The 16,890-nt window shown below is 73.7% G+C and carries 15 protein-coding genes; 3 read left to right on the top strand and 12 right to left on the bottom strand.

Annotated elements, in window-relative coordinates:
• The first annotated feature begins 18 nt into the window (after positions 1-18).
• Together WA788_RS11400 and WA788_RS11395 are read left to right on the top strand one after the other, a co-directional pair.
• Positions 19-876: a 3-hydroxybutyryl-CoA dehydrogenase gene (locus WA788_RS11400; RefSeq protein ID WP_335975518.1), complete on the top strand. Its 858-nt coding sequence runs from the start codon at positions 19-21 to the stop codon at positions 874-876.
• Between the two features lie 167 nt (positions 877-1,043).
• A complete protein-coding gene (locus WA788_RS11395) occupies positions 1,044-2,330 on the top strand; it encodes an NAD(P)/FAD-dependent oxidoreductase (RefSeq protein ID WP_335975516.1) in 1,287 nt (428 codons plus the stop codon).
• 31 nt (positions 2,331-2,361) lie between these two features.
• On the opposite strand, the gene WA788_RS11390 is transcribed toward WA788_RS11395, so the two are convergent.
• The 4 genes from WA788_RS11390 to WA788_RS11375 form a co-directional block, all read right to left on the bottom strand.
• Positions 2,362-3,099 carry a hypothetical protein gene (locus WA788_RS11390; protein ID WP_335975513.1) on the bottom strand — a complete coding sequence of 246 codons (738 nt, stop codon included), beginning with the start codon at positions 3,097-3,099 and terminating at the stop codon, positions 2,362-2,364.
• A 420-nt stretch (positions 3,100-3,519) separates the two neighbouring features.
• The gene (locus WA788_RS11385; protein ID WP_335975507.1) at positions 3,520-3,711 is read right to left on the bottom strand and encodes a CsbD family protein; all 192 of its coding nucleotides are present in this window, start codon (positions 3,709-3,711) and stop codon (positions 3,520-3,522) included.
• A gap of 161 nt (positions 3,712-3,872) precedes the next feature.
• A complete protein-coding gene (locus tag WA788_RS11380) occupies positions 3,873-4,139 on the bottom strand; it encodes a GlsB/YeaQ/YmgE family stress response membrane protein (protein ID WP_335975504.1) in 267 nt (88 codons plus the stop codon).
• 185 nt (positions 4,140-4,324) lie between these two features.
• Positions 4,325-5,053: a TetR/AcrR family transcriptional regulator gene (locus WA788_RS11375; protein WP_335975501.1), complete on the bottom strand. Its 729-nt coding sequence runs from the start codon at positions 5,051-5,053 to the stop codon at positions 4,325-4,327.
• A gap of 98 nt (positions 5,054-5,151) precedes the next feature.
• Here WA788_RS11375 and WA788_RS11370 point away from each other — a divergent pair, with 98 nt between their 5' ends.
• Positions 5,152-6,468, top strand: coding sequence for a cytochrome P450 (locus WA788_RS11370; protein WP_335975498.1), 1,317 nt, complete (start codon positions 5,152-5,154; stop codon positions 6,466-6,468).
• A 66-nt stretch (positions 6,469-6,534) separates the two neighbouring features.
• Here WA788_RS11370 and WA788_RS11365 read toward each other — a convergent pair whose 3' ends face one another.
• From WA788_RS11365 to WA788_RS11330, 8 genes are all read right to left on the bottom strand, one after another.
• Complete coding sequence (locus WA788_RS11365) at positions 6,535-7,509, bottom strand: aldo/keto reductase (RefSeq protein ID WP_335975495.1); 975 nt, start codon at positions 7,507-7,509, stop codon at positions 6,535-6,537.
• A gap of 130 nt (positions 7,510-7,639) precedes the next feature.
• Positions 7,640-8,284 carry a dihydrofolate reductase family protein gene (locus WA788_RS11360; RefSeq protein ID WP_335975491.1) on the bottom strand — a complete coding sequence of 215 codons (645 nt, stop codon included), beginning with the start codon at positions 8,282-8,284 and terminating at the stop codon, positions 7,640-7,642.
• A gap of 144 nt (positions 8,285-8,428) precedes the next feature.
• Complete coding sequence (locus WA788_RS11355; protein ID WP_443034010.1) at positions 8,429-9,967, bottom strand: oxygenase MpaB family protein; 1,539 nt, start codon at positions 9,965-9,967, stop codon at positions 8,429-8,431.
• Entirely contained in the window at positions 9,964-10,698 is a 735-nt protein-coding gene (gene uppS / locus WA788_RS11350) for a polyprenyl diphosphate synthase (RefSeq protein WP_335975489.1), read from the bottom strand. Before uppS ends, WA788_RS11355 begins: the two co-directional genes overlap by 4 nt.
• Before the next feature lie 142 nt (positions 10,699-10,840).
• Entirely contained in the window at positions 10,841-11,614 is a 774-nt protein-coding gene (locus WA788_RS11345; RefSeq protein WP_335975485.1) for an ABC transporter ATP-binding protein, read from the bottom strand.
• A 220-nt stretch (positions 11,615-11,834) separates the two neighbouring features.
• The gene (gene pheT / locus WA788_RS11340; protein ID WP_335975481.1) at positions 11,835-14,345 is read right to left on the bottom strand and encodes a phenylalanine--tRNA ligase subunit beta; all 2,511 of its coding nucleotides are present in this window, start codon (positions 14,343-14,345) and stop codon (positions 11,835-11,837) included.
• Positions 14,345-15,466 (bottom strand): phenylalanine--tRNA ligase subunit alpha, encoded by a 1,122-nt coding sequence (gene pheS, locus WA788_RS11335; RefSeq protein ID WP_335975478.1) that lies wholly within the window; start codon positions 15,464-15,466, stop codon positions 14,345-14,347. The genes pheT and pheS overlap by 1 nt, the downstream gene beginning before the upstream one ends.
• A gap of 253 nt (positions 15,467-15,719) precedes the next feature.
• On the bottom strand, positions 15,720-16,844 hold the full coding sequence (locus WA788_RS11330) for a sensor histidine kinase (RefSeq protein WP_335976257.1): 1,125 nt from the start codon (positions 16,842-16,844) through the stop codon (positions 15,720-15,722).
• Positions 16,845-16,890: the final 46 nt, after the last annotated feature.

The raw sequence follows: 16,890 nt of genomic DNA, 5'->3' as shown, positions 1-16,890 counted from the left end.
CGATCGGGAGGCGGACGAGTGAGTGACATCCAGCGCGTCGGAGTGGTGGGCGCGGGCCAGATGGGTTCGGGCATCGCCGAGGTGTGCGCGAAGGCCGGACTCGACGTCCGGGTCGCCGAGACCTCCGGCGAGGCGCTGGAGCTGGGCCGCGCCCGGCTGGCGAACTCGCTCGCCAAGGCCGCGGAGCGCGGCAAGCTCACCGAACAGGAGCGGGACGCGGCGCTGGACCGGCTCACTTACACCACGGACCTGGCCGAGTTCGCCGACCGGGACCTGGTGATCGAGGCGGTGGTGGAGGACGAGCAGGTCAAGCTCGGCATCTTCAAGACGCTCGACCAGGTCGTCACCCGCCCCGACGCCATCCTCGCCTCCAACACCTCCTCCATCCCGCTGGTCCGGCTCGCGGTGGCCACCTCGCGCCCCGACCAGGTGGTGGGCATCCACTTCTTCAACCCGGCCCCCGTCCAGCGCCTGGTCGAGATCATCCCGGCGCTCACCACCGGCAGCGAGACGGTCAAGCGCGCCGAGGCCCTGGTCACCGACGTCCTCGGCAAGCACCCCATCCGCGCCCAGGACCGCTCCGGCTTCGTCGTCAACGCCCTCCTGGTGCCCTACCTGCTCTCCGCGATCCGCATGTTCGAGTCCGGCATCGCCACCCGCGAGGACATCGACAACGGCATGGAGCTGGGCTGCGCCCACCCGATGGGCCCGCTCAAGCTCTCCGACCTGATCGGCCTGGACACGGTGGCCGCCATCGCCGACTCGATGTACTCCGAGTACAAGGAGCCCCTGTACGCGGCCCCGCCCATCCTCCAGCGCATGGTCGACGCGGGCCGCCTGGGCCGCAAGTCCGGCGCGGGCTTCTACGCCTACTGACGGCTCCCGGCGGACGGGCCGGACCGTTCCGGCCCGCGCCGCGGCGGTCACGCCATCGCCCCTCACGACGGGACTGCGGGCCCCCGGCAGCGCGCATCACCCGGACGGAGCCGTGGATTTTGGGGCGGGCCGGGTAGTCCACCGCTGAGGAGAGGGTGGTGGCGGTCGTGGCGGCTGGGGTGGAACCCGTGGACGTGCTGGTCGTGGGCGCAGGTGCGGCAGGGCTGGCGTGCGCGGGCGATCTGGCCGCCGCGGGCCTGACGGTGCGGGTGTTCGAGGGTTCCGACGGTGTGGGCGGGCGGATGCGCACCGACGTCCGGGGCGGGTTCCGCCTCGACCGCGGCTTCCAGGTGTTCAACACGTCGTATCCGCAGGTCAAGCGGCGACTTGAGCTGCGGGGGCTGCGGCTGCGGCCGTTCGCCCCGGACCTGCTGGTGCACACCGGCGAGGGGCGGCTGCGGGTGGCGGACCCCACCCGCGGGCCCGTCCGGCTCGGCCGGCTGGCCGACCTCGTGCCCGGGCGGCTCGGCTCCGCCCGCGACCTCGCCGCGCTCGGCGTGCTCAGCGGCCGCGACCTGGTCGCACCGCCGCACGTGCTGAAGCACGGCGCCGACCGCACCACGAGAACCGCCCTGTCCGCGGCCGGGCTCTCCGAGGAGTTCGTGGACCGGGTACTGCGGCCGTTCCTGTCCGGGGTCTTCCTGGAGGACGAACTGGAGACCTCCAGCCGCTTCTTCCACCTGGTGTGGCGGTCCATGCTGCGCGGCACCCTGTGCCTGCCGGCCGAGGGGATCGGCGCGGTCCCGGCGCAGCTCGCCGCGGCGTTGCCGCCCGGCACTGTGCGTCTGGAGTCCCCGGTCGAGGCGCTGACGGACGACGGCGTGCTGCTCACCGACGGGCGGGAGGAGACCGCCACCGCCGTGGTGGTCGCGACCGGGCCCGGCGCCGCGGTCCGGCTGCTGCCCGGGCTCGCGCCGGTGCCGACCCGCGCGGTCACGACGTACTACCACGCCGCCCCCGAACCGCCGCTCACCGAGCCGGTGCTGGTCACCGACTCCGCCCGGCGCGTGCTGAACACGGTGGTGCTGAGCGCGATCGGACCGACCTACGCTCCTCCGGGTCGGGCCCTCGTCTCCACCTCCGTCCTCGGCGTGACCGGCACCCCGGACGAGGCCGAAGTGCGCCGCACCCTGGCGGAGTTGTACGACACGGACACCGACGGGTGGGAGCCGGTGGCGGAGTTCCGCGTACCGGAGGCGCTGCCCGCGATGCCGCCGCCCTGGCCGCTCACCCGCAGCACGCGCCGGCCCGCGGGCGACGGGTCGGCCATGAGCGACGCGGGCGGCGCACGCCGCTACCTGTGCGGGGACCACCGGGCGACCGGCTCGGTCCAGGGTGCCCTTGCGTCGGGGGCCCGCGCCGCCAGGGAGGTCCTGGCGGATCTGGGGGCGTGAACGGCCGCGCCGGGTGCGGCGCGGGGTCGCCCTATCCCGCGGAGGCGACGGACAGCGAGCCGGAGGTGACGGCCAGGGAGAGCCGGTGCGCGGAGGCGGAATTGCGCGGCACCGTCACCTGGGTGCTCGCGGACGACGCCGCGGTGGCGACGGCGTAGCCGTCCGGGGAGTGCGGCAGGTGCGCGGTGACGGACGCGGACGTCTCGTGCAGGTCGAAGTCGTCGGGCACGCCCGCGAAGGACAGGTCGGCGCTGCCTGAGGTGACGGTGAAGTGCGCCATCCGGGACCGCAGGCCGGCCGTGGTGAGCTGGATCGAGGAGGCGTCGACGGTGACGTCGCCGCCCAGCCCGCTCAGCACGGCCTGGCCCGAGGTCTGGCGCAGGCGCAGCCCGGTGTGGGCGGGCACGGTCAGGACCAGGTCCCCGGCGCACGGCACGCGGACCCCGGCCTGGTCCTCGCACCCGACCTCGAGCGCGTCACGGCCGGCGGAGGCGTCGTGGACGGTCCGTCCGCGCAGTCGGTCGGCGGTGCCGTCGGTGCGGTGGAAGCTGCCGGTGACGGCGTGGGCGTGCGGATCGGCGGTCAGCTGGATGCGGCCGGACACACCGTCGAGGACGACCAGGGCGGTGTCGCCGGCATGGAAGTCGTCCGCCCCCACCGGTCCGCCCCCGCCGCCGGCGGGCGAACCGTCCTGGTGGCGACTGCCGTTGCCGGTCAGCACCAGCACGAGGACGACGGCCACCGCGGCGGCGAGCATCGAGAGCAGCACCGGCCCGCGGAGACGTCGCGGGCCCGGTTCCCGGGAACCGCCGGCGTCGCCGTGGGGCGGTTGCCCGGGCGACTGGGACGGCACCGGCGGCGCCTCGCCGCTCCCGGCGTACGGAGCCGCGCGGCGCGCCGGAGACGCGGGAGACGTCGGGGGTACGGGCGGCCGGTCGGGCTGCGGAGGCGTGTCGGCGGTGTCCATGCCCGTCGTCTGCCCCGGTCGCGCGCTGCTCACCCGGTCCTGACGCCGCCTCGGCGGCCGACCCGGCCCCGGGCCGGGACCGTGGACGGCGGCGCCGTCGACGCGCCGCACCGCGCCGCACCGCAGCGCAGCGCAGCGCACACGGGTGTGCCCGCCCGGAGGGTCCTGCTCCTCCGGGCGGGCACACCCGTGTTCCGCCACGACGTCGGTCGTCGAGGGGCGTCAGTCGTCGCTGTGGAAGACGGCCTCGGCGGAGTCCTTGGCCTTGTGGCCGGCCTGGCGGATGTCGGCCCCGGCCTGGTCGGTCCGGCCCTCCGCCTCCATGCGCTCGTTGCCGACGGCGTGGCCGACGTTTTCCTTCACCTTGCCCTTGGCTTCGTCGAGCTTCGCCTGCGTCTTGCCGTGGTCACTCATGTCGTCGATCCTCTCTGTCGGTCGGTCCGGGAATCTCCTGGATCGAACGGCGATTTCCGGGAAACGGAATTCTGGGAATTTCTCCACCCTGGCGCCGTTGCCCATGGCCGGTCGGTGGGACAACTCCCGGGCGCGGCCGGAAGGGTGGGCGGATGTCCGCGTCAGGAGCGCCGGCCGTGGGTGACCGCCCGGTAGAGCGCCAGGAGGATCATCGAGCCGACGATCGCCGCGATCCAGGTCGACAGGTGGAAGAACCCGTTGATCGAGTGGACGTGGAAGATGACCTTCCCCAGCCAACCGCCGAGCAGACCGCCGAGAATTCCGATCACCATGGTGATGATGATTCCGCCCGGGTCGCGACCGGGCATGAGCGCCTTGGCGATGGCCCCCGCCAGCAGTCCGATGATGATCCACGCGAGAATTCCCATGACCCGCTCTTCCCTCCGAGACGTGAAATCGTGATAGCCACCGCCTTTACGGTCCCGGGCTTTTCAAACCCCGCCCCCGGTGTGCTTTTCCGGACGGCTGTGCCACGAACGCCCGGGCGGAAGTGGCCCCACGGACCCGCGCTCACCGGTGCGTGCCTCACCGGTGCGCGCTCACCGATTGACGCTCAGCGGCCTTCGGCGGCGGAGGTGACCGCGGCGACGCGGCGGACGACGACGTCGATCGCCGCGTCGATGGCGTACTCGTAGCCCTCCTCACGGTCGAAGTGCGCGAGTTCGGCGACCGCCTCCGCCACGTGGGGCAGGCCGGAGCCGGCCAGCAGGGCGCGGCGCTGGGCGAGGCCGCCCGCCTCGACGACGCCGTAGGTCGGCCCGGTCCTGACCTCGCGCAGCAGGATGCCGACGAGGGCGGCCACCAGCAGCCGCAGCAGTTGGACGGCCTCGCCGACCGGGCAGCCGGCGCCGCGCAGCACCGCGAGCATCGCCTCGACGGGGGCGAGGGCGGCGAGCGAGGTGACCTGACGGGTCAGCACCAGTGCGGCCGCCTCGGGGTGCAGCAGCGCCCGCGCGCGGAAGGCGTCGGCGACCGCGCGCAGGTCGGTGGCGAAGTCCCCGGTCAGCTCGGGCAGCGCGATCCCGCCGAGGAGGTGCTCGGCGACGGCGTCCAGCAGCCCGTCCTTGCCGTCGACGTGGTTGTAGAGGCTCTTGGCGTCGACCCCGAGGGCGCGGGCGACCGAGCGCATCGAGACCGCGGCGGTCCCGTCGGCGTCTATCACCTTCAGCGTGGCCTCGACGATCCCGTCCCGGGAGAGCTGGGCGGTGCCCTTGGGCGGTCGGCCGCGGCGCGCCGGGCCGGGCTCCGCGCAGGTCGTGCCGGTCTCCGGGAGTCGCGTCATAGCAGCTCATTGTGCCCTGCCTTGCACAAACCCACAACGTGGGTATTGAATGGCGCGCGGATTACCCACGGTGTGGGTAATGAGGATGAGGAGCGCCGATGCAATTTCCTCCGACCCGCCAGGTCAAACAGGTGGTGCGCTGGGGCGCCAACCACGCCCTCCCCCGCACCGCGGTCGCCCTCGGTGCCCGGCGCGGCGACCTCCAGGGGAGGCTCGTCGCGACGATGGCCGGCGGCACCAGCGCCGAACTGTTCGCCCTGCTCGACGACATCCGCGCCCAGGGACCTGTGCTCACCTCCAGGTTCGGAAGGGTCGTGACCTCCCACGAGGCCGTCCGGGAGGCGCTGGCCAACCCCGATGTCGAGGCGGGCCGCTTCGTGGCCGCGGACACCCTGCTCGCCAAGGTCGGTGCCTGGTCGGAGATCGAGGTGCTGCACCCGGTCCGGCCGCCGTCGCTGCTCGCGGTCGAGCCGCCGCAGCACACTCGCTACCGCAAGCTCGTCACGAAGGTCTTCACCGCGCGGGCGGTGGCCCAACTCCAGGAGCGGACCCAGCAGATAGCGGACGAACTGGTCGGGACCATACCGGCCGACGAGCCCGCCGACCTGATCGCGCGCTACTGCGCGCTGCTGCCCGTCACGGTGATCTGCGAGATCCTGGGCATCCCGCCCGCCGAGCGGCACCGCGTGCTGGAACTCGGCGAGGCGGCCGCGCCCAGCCTCGATGTCGGCCTGCCCTGGGGCGAGTTCCGCCGGGTGGAGTCCGCGCTCGGCACCTTCGACCAGTGGCTCAGCGGCCACCTGGACCGGCTGCGCGCCGACCCCGGCGAGGACCTGCTCAGCCAGCTCGTCACCGCCCAGGAGGACGGCACGGGCCTGACCGACAAGGAGCTGAAGTCCACCGCCGGGCTGGTGCTCGCGGCCGGCTTCGAGACCACCGTCAACCTGCTCGGCAACGGCATCGCGCTGCTCTCGGCCGACCGCGACCAGCTCGCCCTGCTCCGCGAGCGGCCCGACGCCTGGGGCAACGCGGTCAACGAGATCCTGCGCTACGACCCGCCCGTGCTGCTCACCGGCCGCATGACGGTGCGGCCGACCACCATCGCGGGCACCGCGGTGCCGGCCGGGCGGCTGGTCAGCGTGGTGCTGGCCGGGGCCAACCGCGACCCGGAGGTCTTCGCCGACCCGCACACCTTCGACGTCACCCGCGAGAACGCCCGCGACCACCTGTCGTTCGGCGCCGGACGCCACTACTGCCTCGGGGCGTCACTGGCGCGGATGGAGGGCGAGGTGGGGCTGCGCACGCTTTTCGAACGCTTCCCCGCCATCGAGCTGCGGGCCGGGGCGCGCCGCCGCCCGACCCGCATCCTGCGCGGCTACGGCACGCTGCCCGCCGTGGCGCGCACACACCTGTGACCCTTCCGCCGGCCCCGCCGGCAGAAGCGCCGGGGGGCCGGGCGGGTGGGCCGGACGGTTGGGCGGTCAGCGCTCCAGCAGGCGCATCTGCGCCGCGTTGTGGGTCTCGCCGGCGGCCGGGGGAAGGCTGCTGAGCTTCGCCAGCTGCGCGTCCGTCAGGTGGACCGCGTCGGCGCCGATGTTCTCCTCGACGCGGGCGACCCGGCGGGTGCCGGGGATCGGGGCGATGTCGTCGCCCTGCGCGAGCAGCCAGGCGAGCGCGACCTGCGCCGGGGTGGCGCCGATCTCCGCGGCGACGGCCGCGACCTCGTCGGCCAGCCGGAGGTTGTGCGCGAAGTTCTCCTGGGTGAAGCGGGGGTTGTCGGCGCGGAAGTCCTTCGGGTCGATCTGGTCGGCCGAACGGATCGACCCGGTCAGGAAGCCGCGGCCCAGCGGCGAGAAGGGCACGAACCCGATGTTCAGCTCGCGCAGCACCGGCAGCACCCGCTGCTCCGGATCACGGGTGAACAGCGAGTACTCCGACTGGAGCGCGGTCACCGGGTGCACCGCGTGCGCGCGCCGGATGGTGTCGGGACCGGCCTCGGACAGCCCGATGTACCGGATCTTGCCCTCGGCGACCAGCTCGGCGAGGGCGCCGACGGTCTCCTCGATCGGCGTACCCGGGTCGACACGGTGCTGGTAGTACAGATCGATCCGGTCCGTACCCAGCCGCTTCAGCGAACCCTCGACCGCGGTGCGGATACTGGCCGGGCTGCTGTCGGCGCCGCCCTCCCGCCCGGTGTGCGAGATCAGCCCGAACTTCGTCGCCAGCACCACCTGGTCCCAGCGGCCCTTGAGCGCGCGGCCGACCAGCTCCTCGTTGACATACGGCCCGTAGACCTCGGCGGTGTCGACGAACGTGAGGCCCAGCTCCAGGGCGCGGTGGATCGTACGGATCGACTCCGCGTCATCGCTCCCCGCCCCGGCGTACGCGTGGGACATGCCCATGGCGCCGAGCCCGATCCGGGAGACGTCCAGGTCGCGCAGCTTGATGTGCTTCATCGCTCCTCGTTCCTCGTCATGATCTCCTCGTGATGATCTCCTCGTCGCCAACGCGCGGCGCCCGGCTCGCATTCCGCGCCGCGCCGGGCGCGGGCCACCCGGCGGCGGCCCGCGCCTGCCGACACCGCGGCTACTTGCGCCAGAACAGGTGGTGGGTCACCCCGCTCGGGCTGGGGACGACGTCCACGTGGAAGCGGTCGCGCAGGTCGTCCGGCGAGTCCCACAGCCGCAGCCCGGAGCCGACCCGGACCGGGGCGACCACGATGTGGAGGGTGTCGACCAGGTCGGCGTCCAGGAACTCCCGGATGGTGCTCACCCCGCCGCCGAGCCGCACGTCCTTGCCCTGCGCCGCCTCCCGCGCCTGCGCGAGGGCCTCGGCCGGGTCCGCGTCGACGAAGTGGAAGGTGGTCTCGCCCAGGGTGAAGGACGGCCGCTCGTGGTGGGTGAGCACGAACACCGGGGTGTGGAAGGGCGGTTCGTCGCCCCACCAGCCGCGCCACTCCTCGTCCTGCCAGGGACCGCGCTGGGGCCCGAACTTGTGCCGGCCCATGATCTCGGCGCCGATGTTGTGCGCGAAGTCGCGGGTCATGTAGTCGTCCAGCCCGCGGCTGCCGCCGCCGTCGGTGCGCATCGGCCAGCTCGCGGTGGCCCCGGCCCACGCGAACAGCTGCCCGGGGTCGACATGCCCGAACGGCCGCTCGAGCGTCTGCTCCTCGCCGGCGCCGACGCCGTCGCTGGACACGGTGAAGTTCTGTACACGCAGCAACTGCGCCACGGGTTCCTCCTGTGCGGTCGGTGACGGACATGAGACCGCTGCCGCCGCGGAAACTCATCGCTGCCCGCGGCGGCGGCCCGCCCGTGCCGGAAGAGATACCGGACGCCGTACCGGAACCCGCGCCGGAGGAACCCGGACGGACACCTACGCCTGCGTGAACAGCGGGTCGTAGGCGGTGGAGGCCGCGCGGCCCGACATGAAGGACAGGAAGTCCTTCACGAACGCCGCCCGGGAGTAGCGGACTTCGCCGCCCGCCACGCTGCGGTGGAAACCGGTGCGGAACAGCGCCCGGTACTCCTCGGCGTCGATGTACTGGTTGCCGTCGGCGTCGGTGACGTCGAAGAGCACCTCGGCGACCCTGATCAGCGCCGGACCGGCCAGGGAGGGGACAGCGTCGGCGTACTCCTGCGCGCTGATCCGGCCGTCGCCGTTGACGTCGAGGTCCGCCTGGAGCTCCTTCCACCAGGCGGCGAAGGCGTTGTAGAGCCGGGTCTCCTGCGGCTCGTCCAGATCCAGGCGGAAGGACAGCTCCCGGGCCATGGCGGCGAGGTCGGGCCAGTCGAGGTAGCCGTCGCCGGTCTGGTCGAGGACCGCGGTGAAGAACTCGCCGGAGCCGCGCACCCGGGCCGCCGCCTCCGGGGAGTCCGGCGCCCGCTCCGCACCGCGCGTCCCGGGCCGCTGCCCGGCCTGTTCCGCGGTCCGCTGCGCGGGCAGCGGCGCGACCAGCCGGAACAGCGCGCCGGCCCGCTTCACCTGGCCGCGCAGCGCGTCCAGCGCCGCCGCCCGGGGGTCGTCGCTGCCCGGGGTCAGCGACAGCAGGTCGGTGACGGCCTCGGTCCGCACCCAGCCCTCGGGCAGGAACCGCGCCAGCCCCGCCGCGAGGTACGCGCCCTGCATCAGCGTCTGCGCGCCCGGCGTCTCCGGCAGCCCGGCGCGGCGGCGGAACGCCTCGGGGAGCGAGGCCACGGTGATCGCGCCGATCACCGGCCCGGCGACCGTCCGTCCGGCGGCCCACGCGGTGGGCAGGCCCTCCAGCAGCGGCGGCGCCGGAAGGTGGTCGAAGAGCTTGTAGAGGATCAGGCGCACCGCGTCCGTGTTCTCCAGTTCCTCCTCGACCACGCGGTCGTAGTACCGCCAGAACTCCGGCAGCGTGGGCGGCAGGTGCCCGGCCCGGTCCCCCAGAGCGGCCAGGTACGCGCGGAACTCCGCGTACAGCTGCTCCATCGTGGCCTGGTCGAGCGGCTGCCCGCTGAGCCGGCACATGGTCACGGAGCTCTCGAAGAGCGTCGCGACCACCCACGCGCGGACCGCCGGGTCCATCGCGTCGTACGCGCGGTTCTGCGCGTCGGTGCCGGACAGCCTGGCGTGCAGCCGGTTCAGGCGGGCCGCCTCCCGCTGCCGGGTGCGGTCGTCGGCCCCGAACATCCGCTGGAGGCTGACGAGGGTGTTGCGCAGCCGCCGCCACGGGTGCGCCACGAACGTCGAGTTGTCGATCAGGGCCGCGCCGACCTGCGGGTGTGCCGCCTCCAGCACCGTGGCCCGGACCACGGCCAGCGCCCAGCGCGGGTCGTTGAAGAACCGGTGGAACTGCGCGTCCGGCCCGAACAGCGAACGGCCGCCGCCGTCCTGGGGATGGGCGCGGGGGCCGGTGCTCCCCGCGCCGCTGCTGCCTGCTTCGGTCACAGGTGGACCTCTCCGTTCGGGGACGGGGCGACACCGCCGAAGCGGCGGTCGCGCTGCTGGTAGGCGCGGACGCACTCCAGGAAGTGCGGCGCGCGGAAGTCGGGCCACAGCACCGGGGGGAAGACCCACTCGGCGTAAGCGACCTGCCAGAGCATGAAGTTGGAGATGCGCTGCTCACCGGAGGTGCGGATGACCAGGTCCACGTCCGGGGTGTCGGGGAAGGGCAGGTGCGCGGCGAAGTGGCGTTCGTCGACCGCGTCGGCCGGCACCGCGCTGCGGATCAGCGAGCGGGCCGCCTCCACGATGTCCCGGCGCCCGCCGTGGTCGAACGCCACGGTCAGCGTCATCCCCCGGTTCGCCTCGGTCAGCGTCATCAGGTCCGCGAGGTCGCGGGCCAGCGGCGCGGGAATCCTCGGGTCGCTGACGCCGAGGAAGCGGCAGCGGATGCCGCGCACGTGCAGCAGCGCCGCGTGCTTGCGGACCACCCGCCGCACCAGCCCCATCAGGAAGTCGACCTCGCCGGCCGGGCGGCGCCAGTTCTCCGTGGAGAACGCGTACAGGCTCAGCCACCGCACGCCCGCCGAGCGCGCCGCCTCAATCACGTCGATCACCGGTGCCTCCGCGGCCCGGTGCCCCGACGTCCGCGGCAGGGACCGCTGCTGGGCCCACCGGCCGTTGCCGTCCATCACGCAGGCGACGTGCCGCGGCACGTCCCGCCCGTCGAGCGTCACCTGTGCTCCCCCACTGTCGCGCAGTCGCCGCCGACCGGCGGTCCGGCACTCAGCAGGGTCCCGCCGGCCGGGCCCCGACACACCGCGATCCCGCGGGATTCACCCGCCGTACGCCCGTCCGAATACGTCGGCGGCGGGGGGCTCAGCCCTTCTCGTACGCGTCCACGACCTCGTCCGTGGGGCCGTCCATGAGCAGCTCGCCCTGCTCGATCCACAGGGTCCGGCCGCACGTCTCACGGATGGACCTGTTGTTGTGCGACACCAGGAAGACCGTCCCGGCCTCCTCGCGCAGCTCCCGGATGCGTTCCTCCGAGCGCTTCTGGAACGCCCGGTCGCCGGTGGCCAGCGCCTCGTCGATCATCAGCACGTCGTGGTTCTTCGCCGCCGCGATCGAGAACCGCAGCCGGGCCGACATCCCGGAGGAGTACGTCCGCATCGGCAGCGAGATGAAGTCGCCCTTGTCGTTGATCCCGGAGAAGTCGACGATCTCCTGGTAGCGGGCCTCGACCTCCTCCTGGTCCATGCCCATCGCCAGCGCGCCCAGGACCACGTTGACGCCGCCGGTCAGGTCGTTCATCAGCGCGGCGTTCACCCCCAGCAGCGACGGCTGGCCCTCGGTATAGACCCGGCCGCGCTCGGCCGGGAGCAGCCCGGCGATCGCCTTGAGCAGGGTGGACTTCCCCGACCCGTTCGAGCCGATGATCCCGATGGCCTCCCCGCGGTACGCCACGAACGACACACCCCGCACCGCGTGCACCAGGTGGACGTTCGGCGAACCCCGGCGCAGCAGCATCCGGGCCAGCGCCGTCGCCGCGCTGCCGCGCCCCGCGGAGGCCGTATGGATGCGGTACACCACATGCAGGTCGTCCACCACGACCGTCGGCGCCGCCCGGCCCTTCTCCGCACCCTCGTCCACCACCCCACCATGTCCCCCACCGCCCCCCTCCACACCCTCCCCGCCCCCATCCCACCCGGGTGGACGGTGGATGCGGGTCCTCCCGCAGAAGGAGGGCGCCCCAAAGGGGCGCGTGGGGGTCCCTCCCAGGCGAAGCCCTGGGGGAGAACGGAGCGCAAGCCCCCCACCGGGGGGTGGTCCCGCAACCGGCAGAACCACCCACCCCGGAGGGTCCAGCTAGCTAGCCCCGCAGCACCGCCTCCGTACGCTCCGCGGCGCGGGCGACCGCCGCTTCGCGGGCGGCGGACGCCTCCTCGGCGGTGAGGGTCCGATCAGCCGCACGGAAGCGCAGCGCATACGCCAGGGACTTGCGCCCCTCCCCGATCTGCGGCCCGGTGAAGACGTCGAAGAGCCGCAGCGACTCCAGGAGTTCACCGGCGCCTTCGCGCAGGGCGGCCTCGACCTCGGCGGCGGGCACGTCGGCGGCGACGACGAGCGCGACGTCCTGCGTGGCGACGGGGAAGGTGGACACGCGCGGCCCGGTCGGCCGGCGGCCGGCACCGGCGAACTCGACCAGGTCGAGGTCGACCTCCATCGCGGAGGTGCGCTCGGGCACGCCGAGCGCCTTGGTGACGCGCGGGTGCAGCTCACCGCCGTGGCCGACCAGGACCTCCGTGCCGTCGGGGGCGACGGCGTAGAAGGCCGCGCACCGCCCGGGGTGGTAGGGCGCGTGCTGGTCCTGCCGCAGGATCAGCTCGACCCCTGCCTCGCGGGCGACCGTGCGGGCCGCCTCGATCGCGTCGGCCCAGCCGGCCTGGTGCCCCGGGCCCCACCAGCCGGCGAGCTCACGGGACCCGGCGAGCACCACCGCGGCGTGCCGCGGCTGCTCCGGCAGCGCGGCCTCCAGCGCGGCGATCTCCTCGGGCGTGGGCCGGCGGTCGGCCGGCAGCCGCGGCGGGGTGCCGGCGCCGTCCTTGGGGTGGAAGACCAGGCCGGTCTCGAAGAGCGCGAGGTCGTGGCTGCCGCGCCCGTGGTTGCGGCGCAGTGCGCCGAGCAGCCCGGGCAGCAGGGTGGTGCGCAGCGCCGGTTCGTTGTCGGAGAGCGGGTTGGCCAGCAGTACGGTGCGGCGGCGCGCGTCGTCCGCGTCGAGGCCGAGCGCGTCGAAGACGTCGGCACCGACGAAGGGGTAGTTCGGCGCCTCCACGTAGCCGGTGCCGGCCAGGGCGCGGCCGATCCGGCGGCGCAGCAGCTGGGAGTCGGTCAGGCCGCGCTGCGAGGGCACCTTGGGCAGGGTGGAGGGCAGGTTCTCGTAGCCCTCCAGCCGGATGACCTCCTCGGCGAGGTCGTTGGGGAAGGCGAGGTCGGGGCGCCAGCTCGGCACGGCGACGACCAGTTCGTCGGAGCCGGTGACGTGGCAGCCGATCTGCTGGAGGCGGCGGACCACCGTCTCGCGGCCGTACGCGGTGCCGGCCACCCGGTCGGGGTGGTCGGCGGCCATCGCGACGGTGCGCGGCTGCACCGGCACGGCGACGTCGGTGACGCCGGGCTCCGCGGTGCCGCCGGCGAGCAGCACCAGCAGGTCCACGGCGCGCTGTGCGGCGGCCGCGGTGGCCTGCGGGTCGGTGCCGCGCTCGAAGCGGCGGGCCGCCTCGGAGCCGAGCTTGTGGCGGCGGGCGGTGCGGGCGATCGACACCGGGTCGAAGTGCGCGGCCTCGATGACGATCTCGCTGGTGCCGGAGTCGATCCCGGAGTCGGCGATCTCGGTGTGCGCGCCGCCCATGACGCCGGCCAGGCCGATCGGCCCGGACCCGTCGGTGATCACCAGGTCCTCGGCGTCCAGGACGCGTTCGACGCCGTCGAGGGTGGTCAGCTTCTCGCCGGCCTCGGCGCGGCGCACCCCGATCGGGCCGGTCAGCCGGGTCCGGTCGTAGGCGTGCAGCGGCTGGCCGACCTCGAACATCACGTAGTTGGTGATGTCCACGGCGAGCGAGATCGGCCGCATGCCGACCTTCTGCAGCCGGCGCTGGAGCCAGATCGGCGAGCGGGCCTCGTGGTTGACGCCGGTGACGGTGCGGGCGGTGAAGCGGTCGCAGCCGGCCGGATCGGCGACCTGCACCGGGTAGCCGCCCTCCTTGGGCGCGGGCACGTCGATCAGCGCGGGGTCGCTCAGCGGCAGCCCGAACGCGGTCGCGGTCTCGCGGGCCACCCCGCGCAGCGACAGGCAGTAGCCGCGGTCGGGGGTGACCGCGATGTCCAGCACGTCGTCGACGAGTTCGAGCAGGCTGATCGCGTCGGTGCCGGCCTCGTGCTCGGGCGGGAGCACCACGATGCCGTCGTGGTCGTCGCCCATGCCCAGCTCGCGGGCGGAGCAGATCATGCCGTGCGAGACCTTGCCGTAGGTCTTGCGGGCGGAGATGTGGAAGTCGCCGGGCAGCACACCGCCGGGCAGGATCACCACGACCTTGTCGCCGACCGCGAAGTTGCGGGCGCCGCAGACGATCTCCTGCGGCTCGCCGGTGCCGTTGGCCTTGCCGACGTCCACGGTGCAGAACCGGATCGGCTTCTTGAAGCCCTCCAGCTCCTCGATGGTCAGCACCTGGCCGACCACGAGCGGCCCTTGCAGCCCGGCGCCCACGCGCTCGACGGTCTCGACCTCGAGACCGGCGGAAATGAGCTTGGCCTGGACGTCGCGGCCGGTGGTGCCGGCCGGCAGGTCGACGTACTCCCGCAGCCAAGAAAGCGGGACCCGCATCAGATCTCCATCCCGAACGGAAGGGTGAAGCGCACGTCACCCTCGACGATGTCTCGCATGTCCTCGACGTTGTGGCGGAACATCATCATCCGCTCGATGCCGAAGCCGAAGGCGAAGCCGCTGTACTTCTGGGGGTCGACACCGCAGGCCACGAGCACCTTCGGGTTGACCATGCCGCAGCCGCCCAGCTCGATCCAGCCCTCGGAGGAGCAGGTGCGGCAGGGGCGGTCGGGGTTGCCGACGGACGCGCCGCGGCAGACGTAGCAGAGCATGTCCATCTCGGCGGACGGCTCGGTGAAGGGGAAGAAGTTCGGCCGCAGCCGGGTGGTCATCCCCTCGCCGAAGAGCGCGACCACCATGTGGTCGAGGGTGCCCTTCAGGTCCGCCATGGTCAGGCCCTCGTCCACGGCCAGCAGCTCGACCTGGGCGAACACCGGGGTGTGGGTGGCGTCCAGCTCGTCGGAGCGGTAGACGCGGCCGGGCGCGATCACGTAGACCGGCAGCTCGCGGGCGAGCAGCGCGCGGATCTGCACCGGGGAGGTGTGGGTGCGCAGCACCATCCCGGACGCCTCGGAGCCGTAGGGGCCGGCGACGAAGAAGGTGTCCTGGGCGTCGCGCGCCGGGTGGTCCGGCGGGAAGTTCAGCGCGTCGAAGTTGAACCACTCGGCCTCGACCTCGGGGCCCTCGGCGACCTCGTAGCCCATGGCGACGAAGATGTCCTCGATCCGGTCGCTGAGGGTGGTCAGCGGGTGGCGGGCGCCCGCCGGGACCCGGCCGTAGGGCAGCGTGACGTCGACCGCCTCCTCGACCAGGACCCGCGCGTCGCGCTCGGCCTCCAGCTCGGCCTGGCGGGCGGTGAGCGCCTTGTTCACCTGGCCGCGGGCCTGGCCGACCCGCTTGCCGGCCTCGGCCTTGGCCTGCGGGGGCAGCGCGCCGATCTCGCGGTTGGCCAGCGCGAGCGGCGAACCGCCGCCCGCGTGCGCGGTCCTGACATGGGTGAGGGCGTCCAGATCGGCGGCGGCCGCGATCGCGGCGAGCGCTTCGTCGCGCATCCGCTCGATCTGCTCCGGCTGCAACGCCTCGACTTCGACTGGGTCGTACGACTTGTTCGGTGCCGACATCTCTTCCCGTTCCGAATGCGGATGCTGTGGCGGTGACCCCGAGGCGGTGCCTCCGGGGGAGGATCTTGCCCGACCGGACCCGTGCCGAAGGACGAGTCTATCGGCCGTGGCGGTCGCGCCCTGCTACGGCCGTGGTGGCGGCCGTGGGCCGCTCGGGTGGTGGCGGCCGGCGGGCGGTGACGGCGGCGCCCGTCGGGGCGGCTTCCGCGCGCTGTTCCCGGTCCGTTGGGTGCCGTCTGGTGCCGGCGGCCGCTCAGGCCAGGTAGGCGGGGGCCCCGACGGGCAGGGTAAATCGGAATTCCGCGCCGCCGCCGGGCGCCCGCCCGACGCTGATGGTGCCGCCGTGCGCCTCGACGATGCCCTTGACGATGTACAGGCCCAGGCCGGTGCCGCCGCGCTTGCTGCCCCGCCAGAAACGGGTGAAGACGCGGCTCATCGACTCCTCGGGGATGCCGGGGCCTTCGTCGCTCACCGTGACCGCCGTGCCCTCCGTCGTACGGTCGTCGCCGGTCGGGCCGGCGGCGCGGGTCACCTCGATGGTGACAGTCCCCTCGCCGTGCCGCACCGCGTTTTCCAGCAGGTTGCCCAGGATCTGGTCGACCTTGTCCGGGTCGGCCCACAGCGCCGGCAGCGGCCCGGGCACCTTGACCGCGAACCGCTCCGCGCTCTGCCCGGCCGCGACGTGCGCGTCCACGTGGTGCCGTACGGCCGCGGCCATGTCCACCGGCTGGCGGCGCACCTCCAGCCGGCCGGAGTCGATCCGGGAGATGTCGAGCAGTTCCGCGATCAGCCGGGTGACCCGGTTGGCGTCGGCGTCGACGGTCTCCAGCATCAGCTTCTTCTGGTCGTCGGTGAACCGCTCCCACTTCGCCAGCAGCGTCTTGGTGAAGCCCTTGACCGAGGTGAGCGGGGAGCGCAGCTCGTGGGCGACGGTCGCGATCAGCTCGGCGTGCGAACGCTCGGTACGGCGCCGCGCCTCGGTGCCGCGCAGCGTCACCACCAGCCGCCGCACCGGCCCGCCCGGCACCTGCCGGACGTACCGCGCGCAGACCAGCACCTCGCGGCCGCCGGGCAGCAGCAGGTTCCGCTCGGGCTGCGCGGAGCGGATGGCGAGCCCTCCGTACGGGTCGGTCAGCTGCCACCAGCGGCGCCCGTCCAGGTCCTCCAGCGGGAGCGCCTGCTCCACCGGGCGGCCGAGTACGTCGGCGGGGCTCAGCGCGGTGATCCGGGCGGCGGCGGCGTTGAAGCAGACCACCTGCCCGTGCTCGTCGGCGACCACCAGCCCGTCGGGCAGGTCGTCGGGATCGATGCCCAGGGCGTACGGGGACGCGCCGTCGGGCAGCGCGGCCGATCCGCCGCGTACGCCGTGCTGCGGCATCACGTCCAACGCAGCCACCCCCCTCTCCGGGCCCGGACCGGCCACC

The sequence above is a fragment of the Streptomyces sp. CA2R106 genome (assembly GCF_037034245.1).
In the GTDB taxonomy this organism is placed as follows: Bacteria; Actinomycetota; Actinomycetes; order Streptomycetales; family Streptomycetaceae; genus Actinacidiphila.
Note: the sequence above shows the minus strand (reverse complement) of the source record. Positions and strands in the feature narration are given on the sequence as shown.

Coding starts and splice junctions, on each gene's coding strand:
- WA788_RS11330 (WP_335976257.1), bottom strand. CDS start 16,844: ATGCCGCAGCACGGCGTACGCGGCGGATCGGCCGCGCTGCCCGACGGC.
- WA788_RS11385 (WP_335975507.1), bottom strand. CDS start 3,711: ATGAGTGACCACGGCAAGACGCAGGCGAAGCTCGACGAAGCCAAGGGC.
- pheS (WP_335975478.1), bottom strand. CDS start 15,466: ATGTCGGCACCGAACAAGTCGTACGACCCAGTCGAAGTCGAGGCGTTG.
- WA788_RS11370 (WP_335975498.1), top strand. CDS start 5,152: ATGCAATTTCCTCCGACCCGCCAGGTCAAACAGGTGGTGCGCTGGGGC.
- WA788_RS11365 (WP_335975495.1), bottom strand. CDS start 7,509: ATGAAGCACATCAAGCTGCGCGACCTGGACGTCTCCCGGATCGGGCTC.
- WA788_RS11375 (WP_335975501.1), bottom strand. CDS start 5,053: ATGACGCGACTCCCGGAGACCGGCACGACCTGCGCGGAGCCCGGCCCG.
- pheT (WP_335975481.1), bottom strand. CDS start 14,345: ATGCGGGTCCCGCTTTCTTGGCTGCGGGAGTACGTCGACCTGCCGGCC.
- WA788_RS11380 (WP_335975504.1), bottom strand. CDS start 4,139: ATGGGAATTCTCGCGTGGATCATCATCGGACTGCTGGCGGGGGCCATC.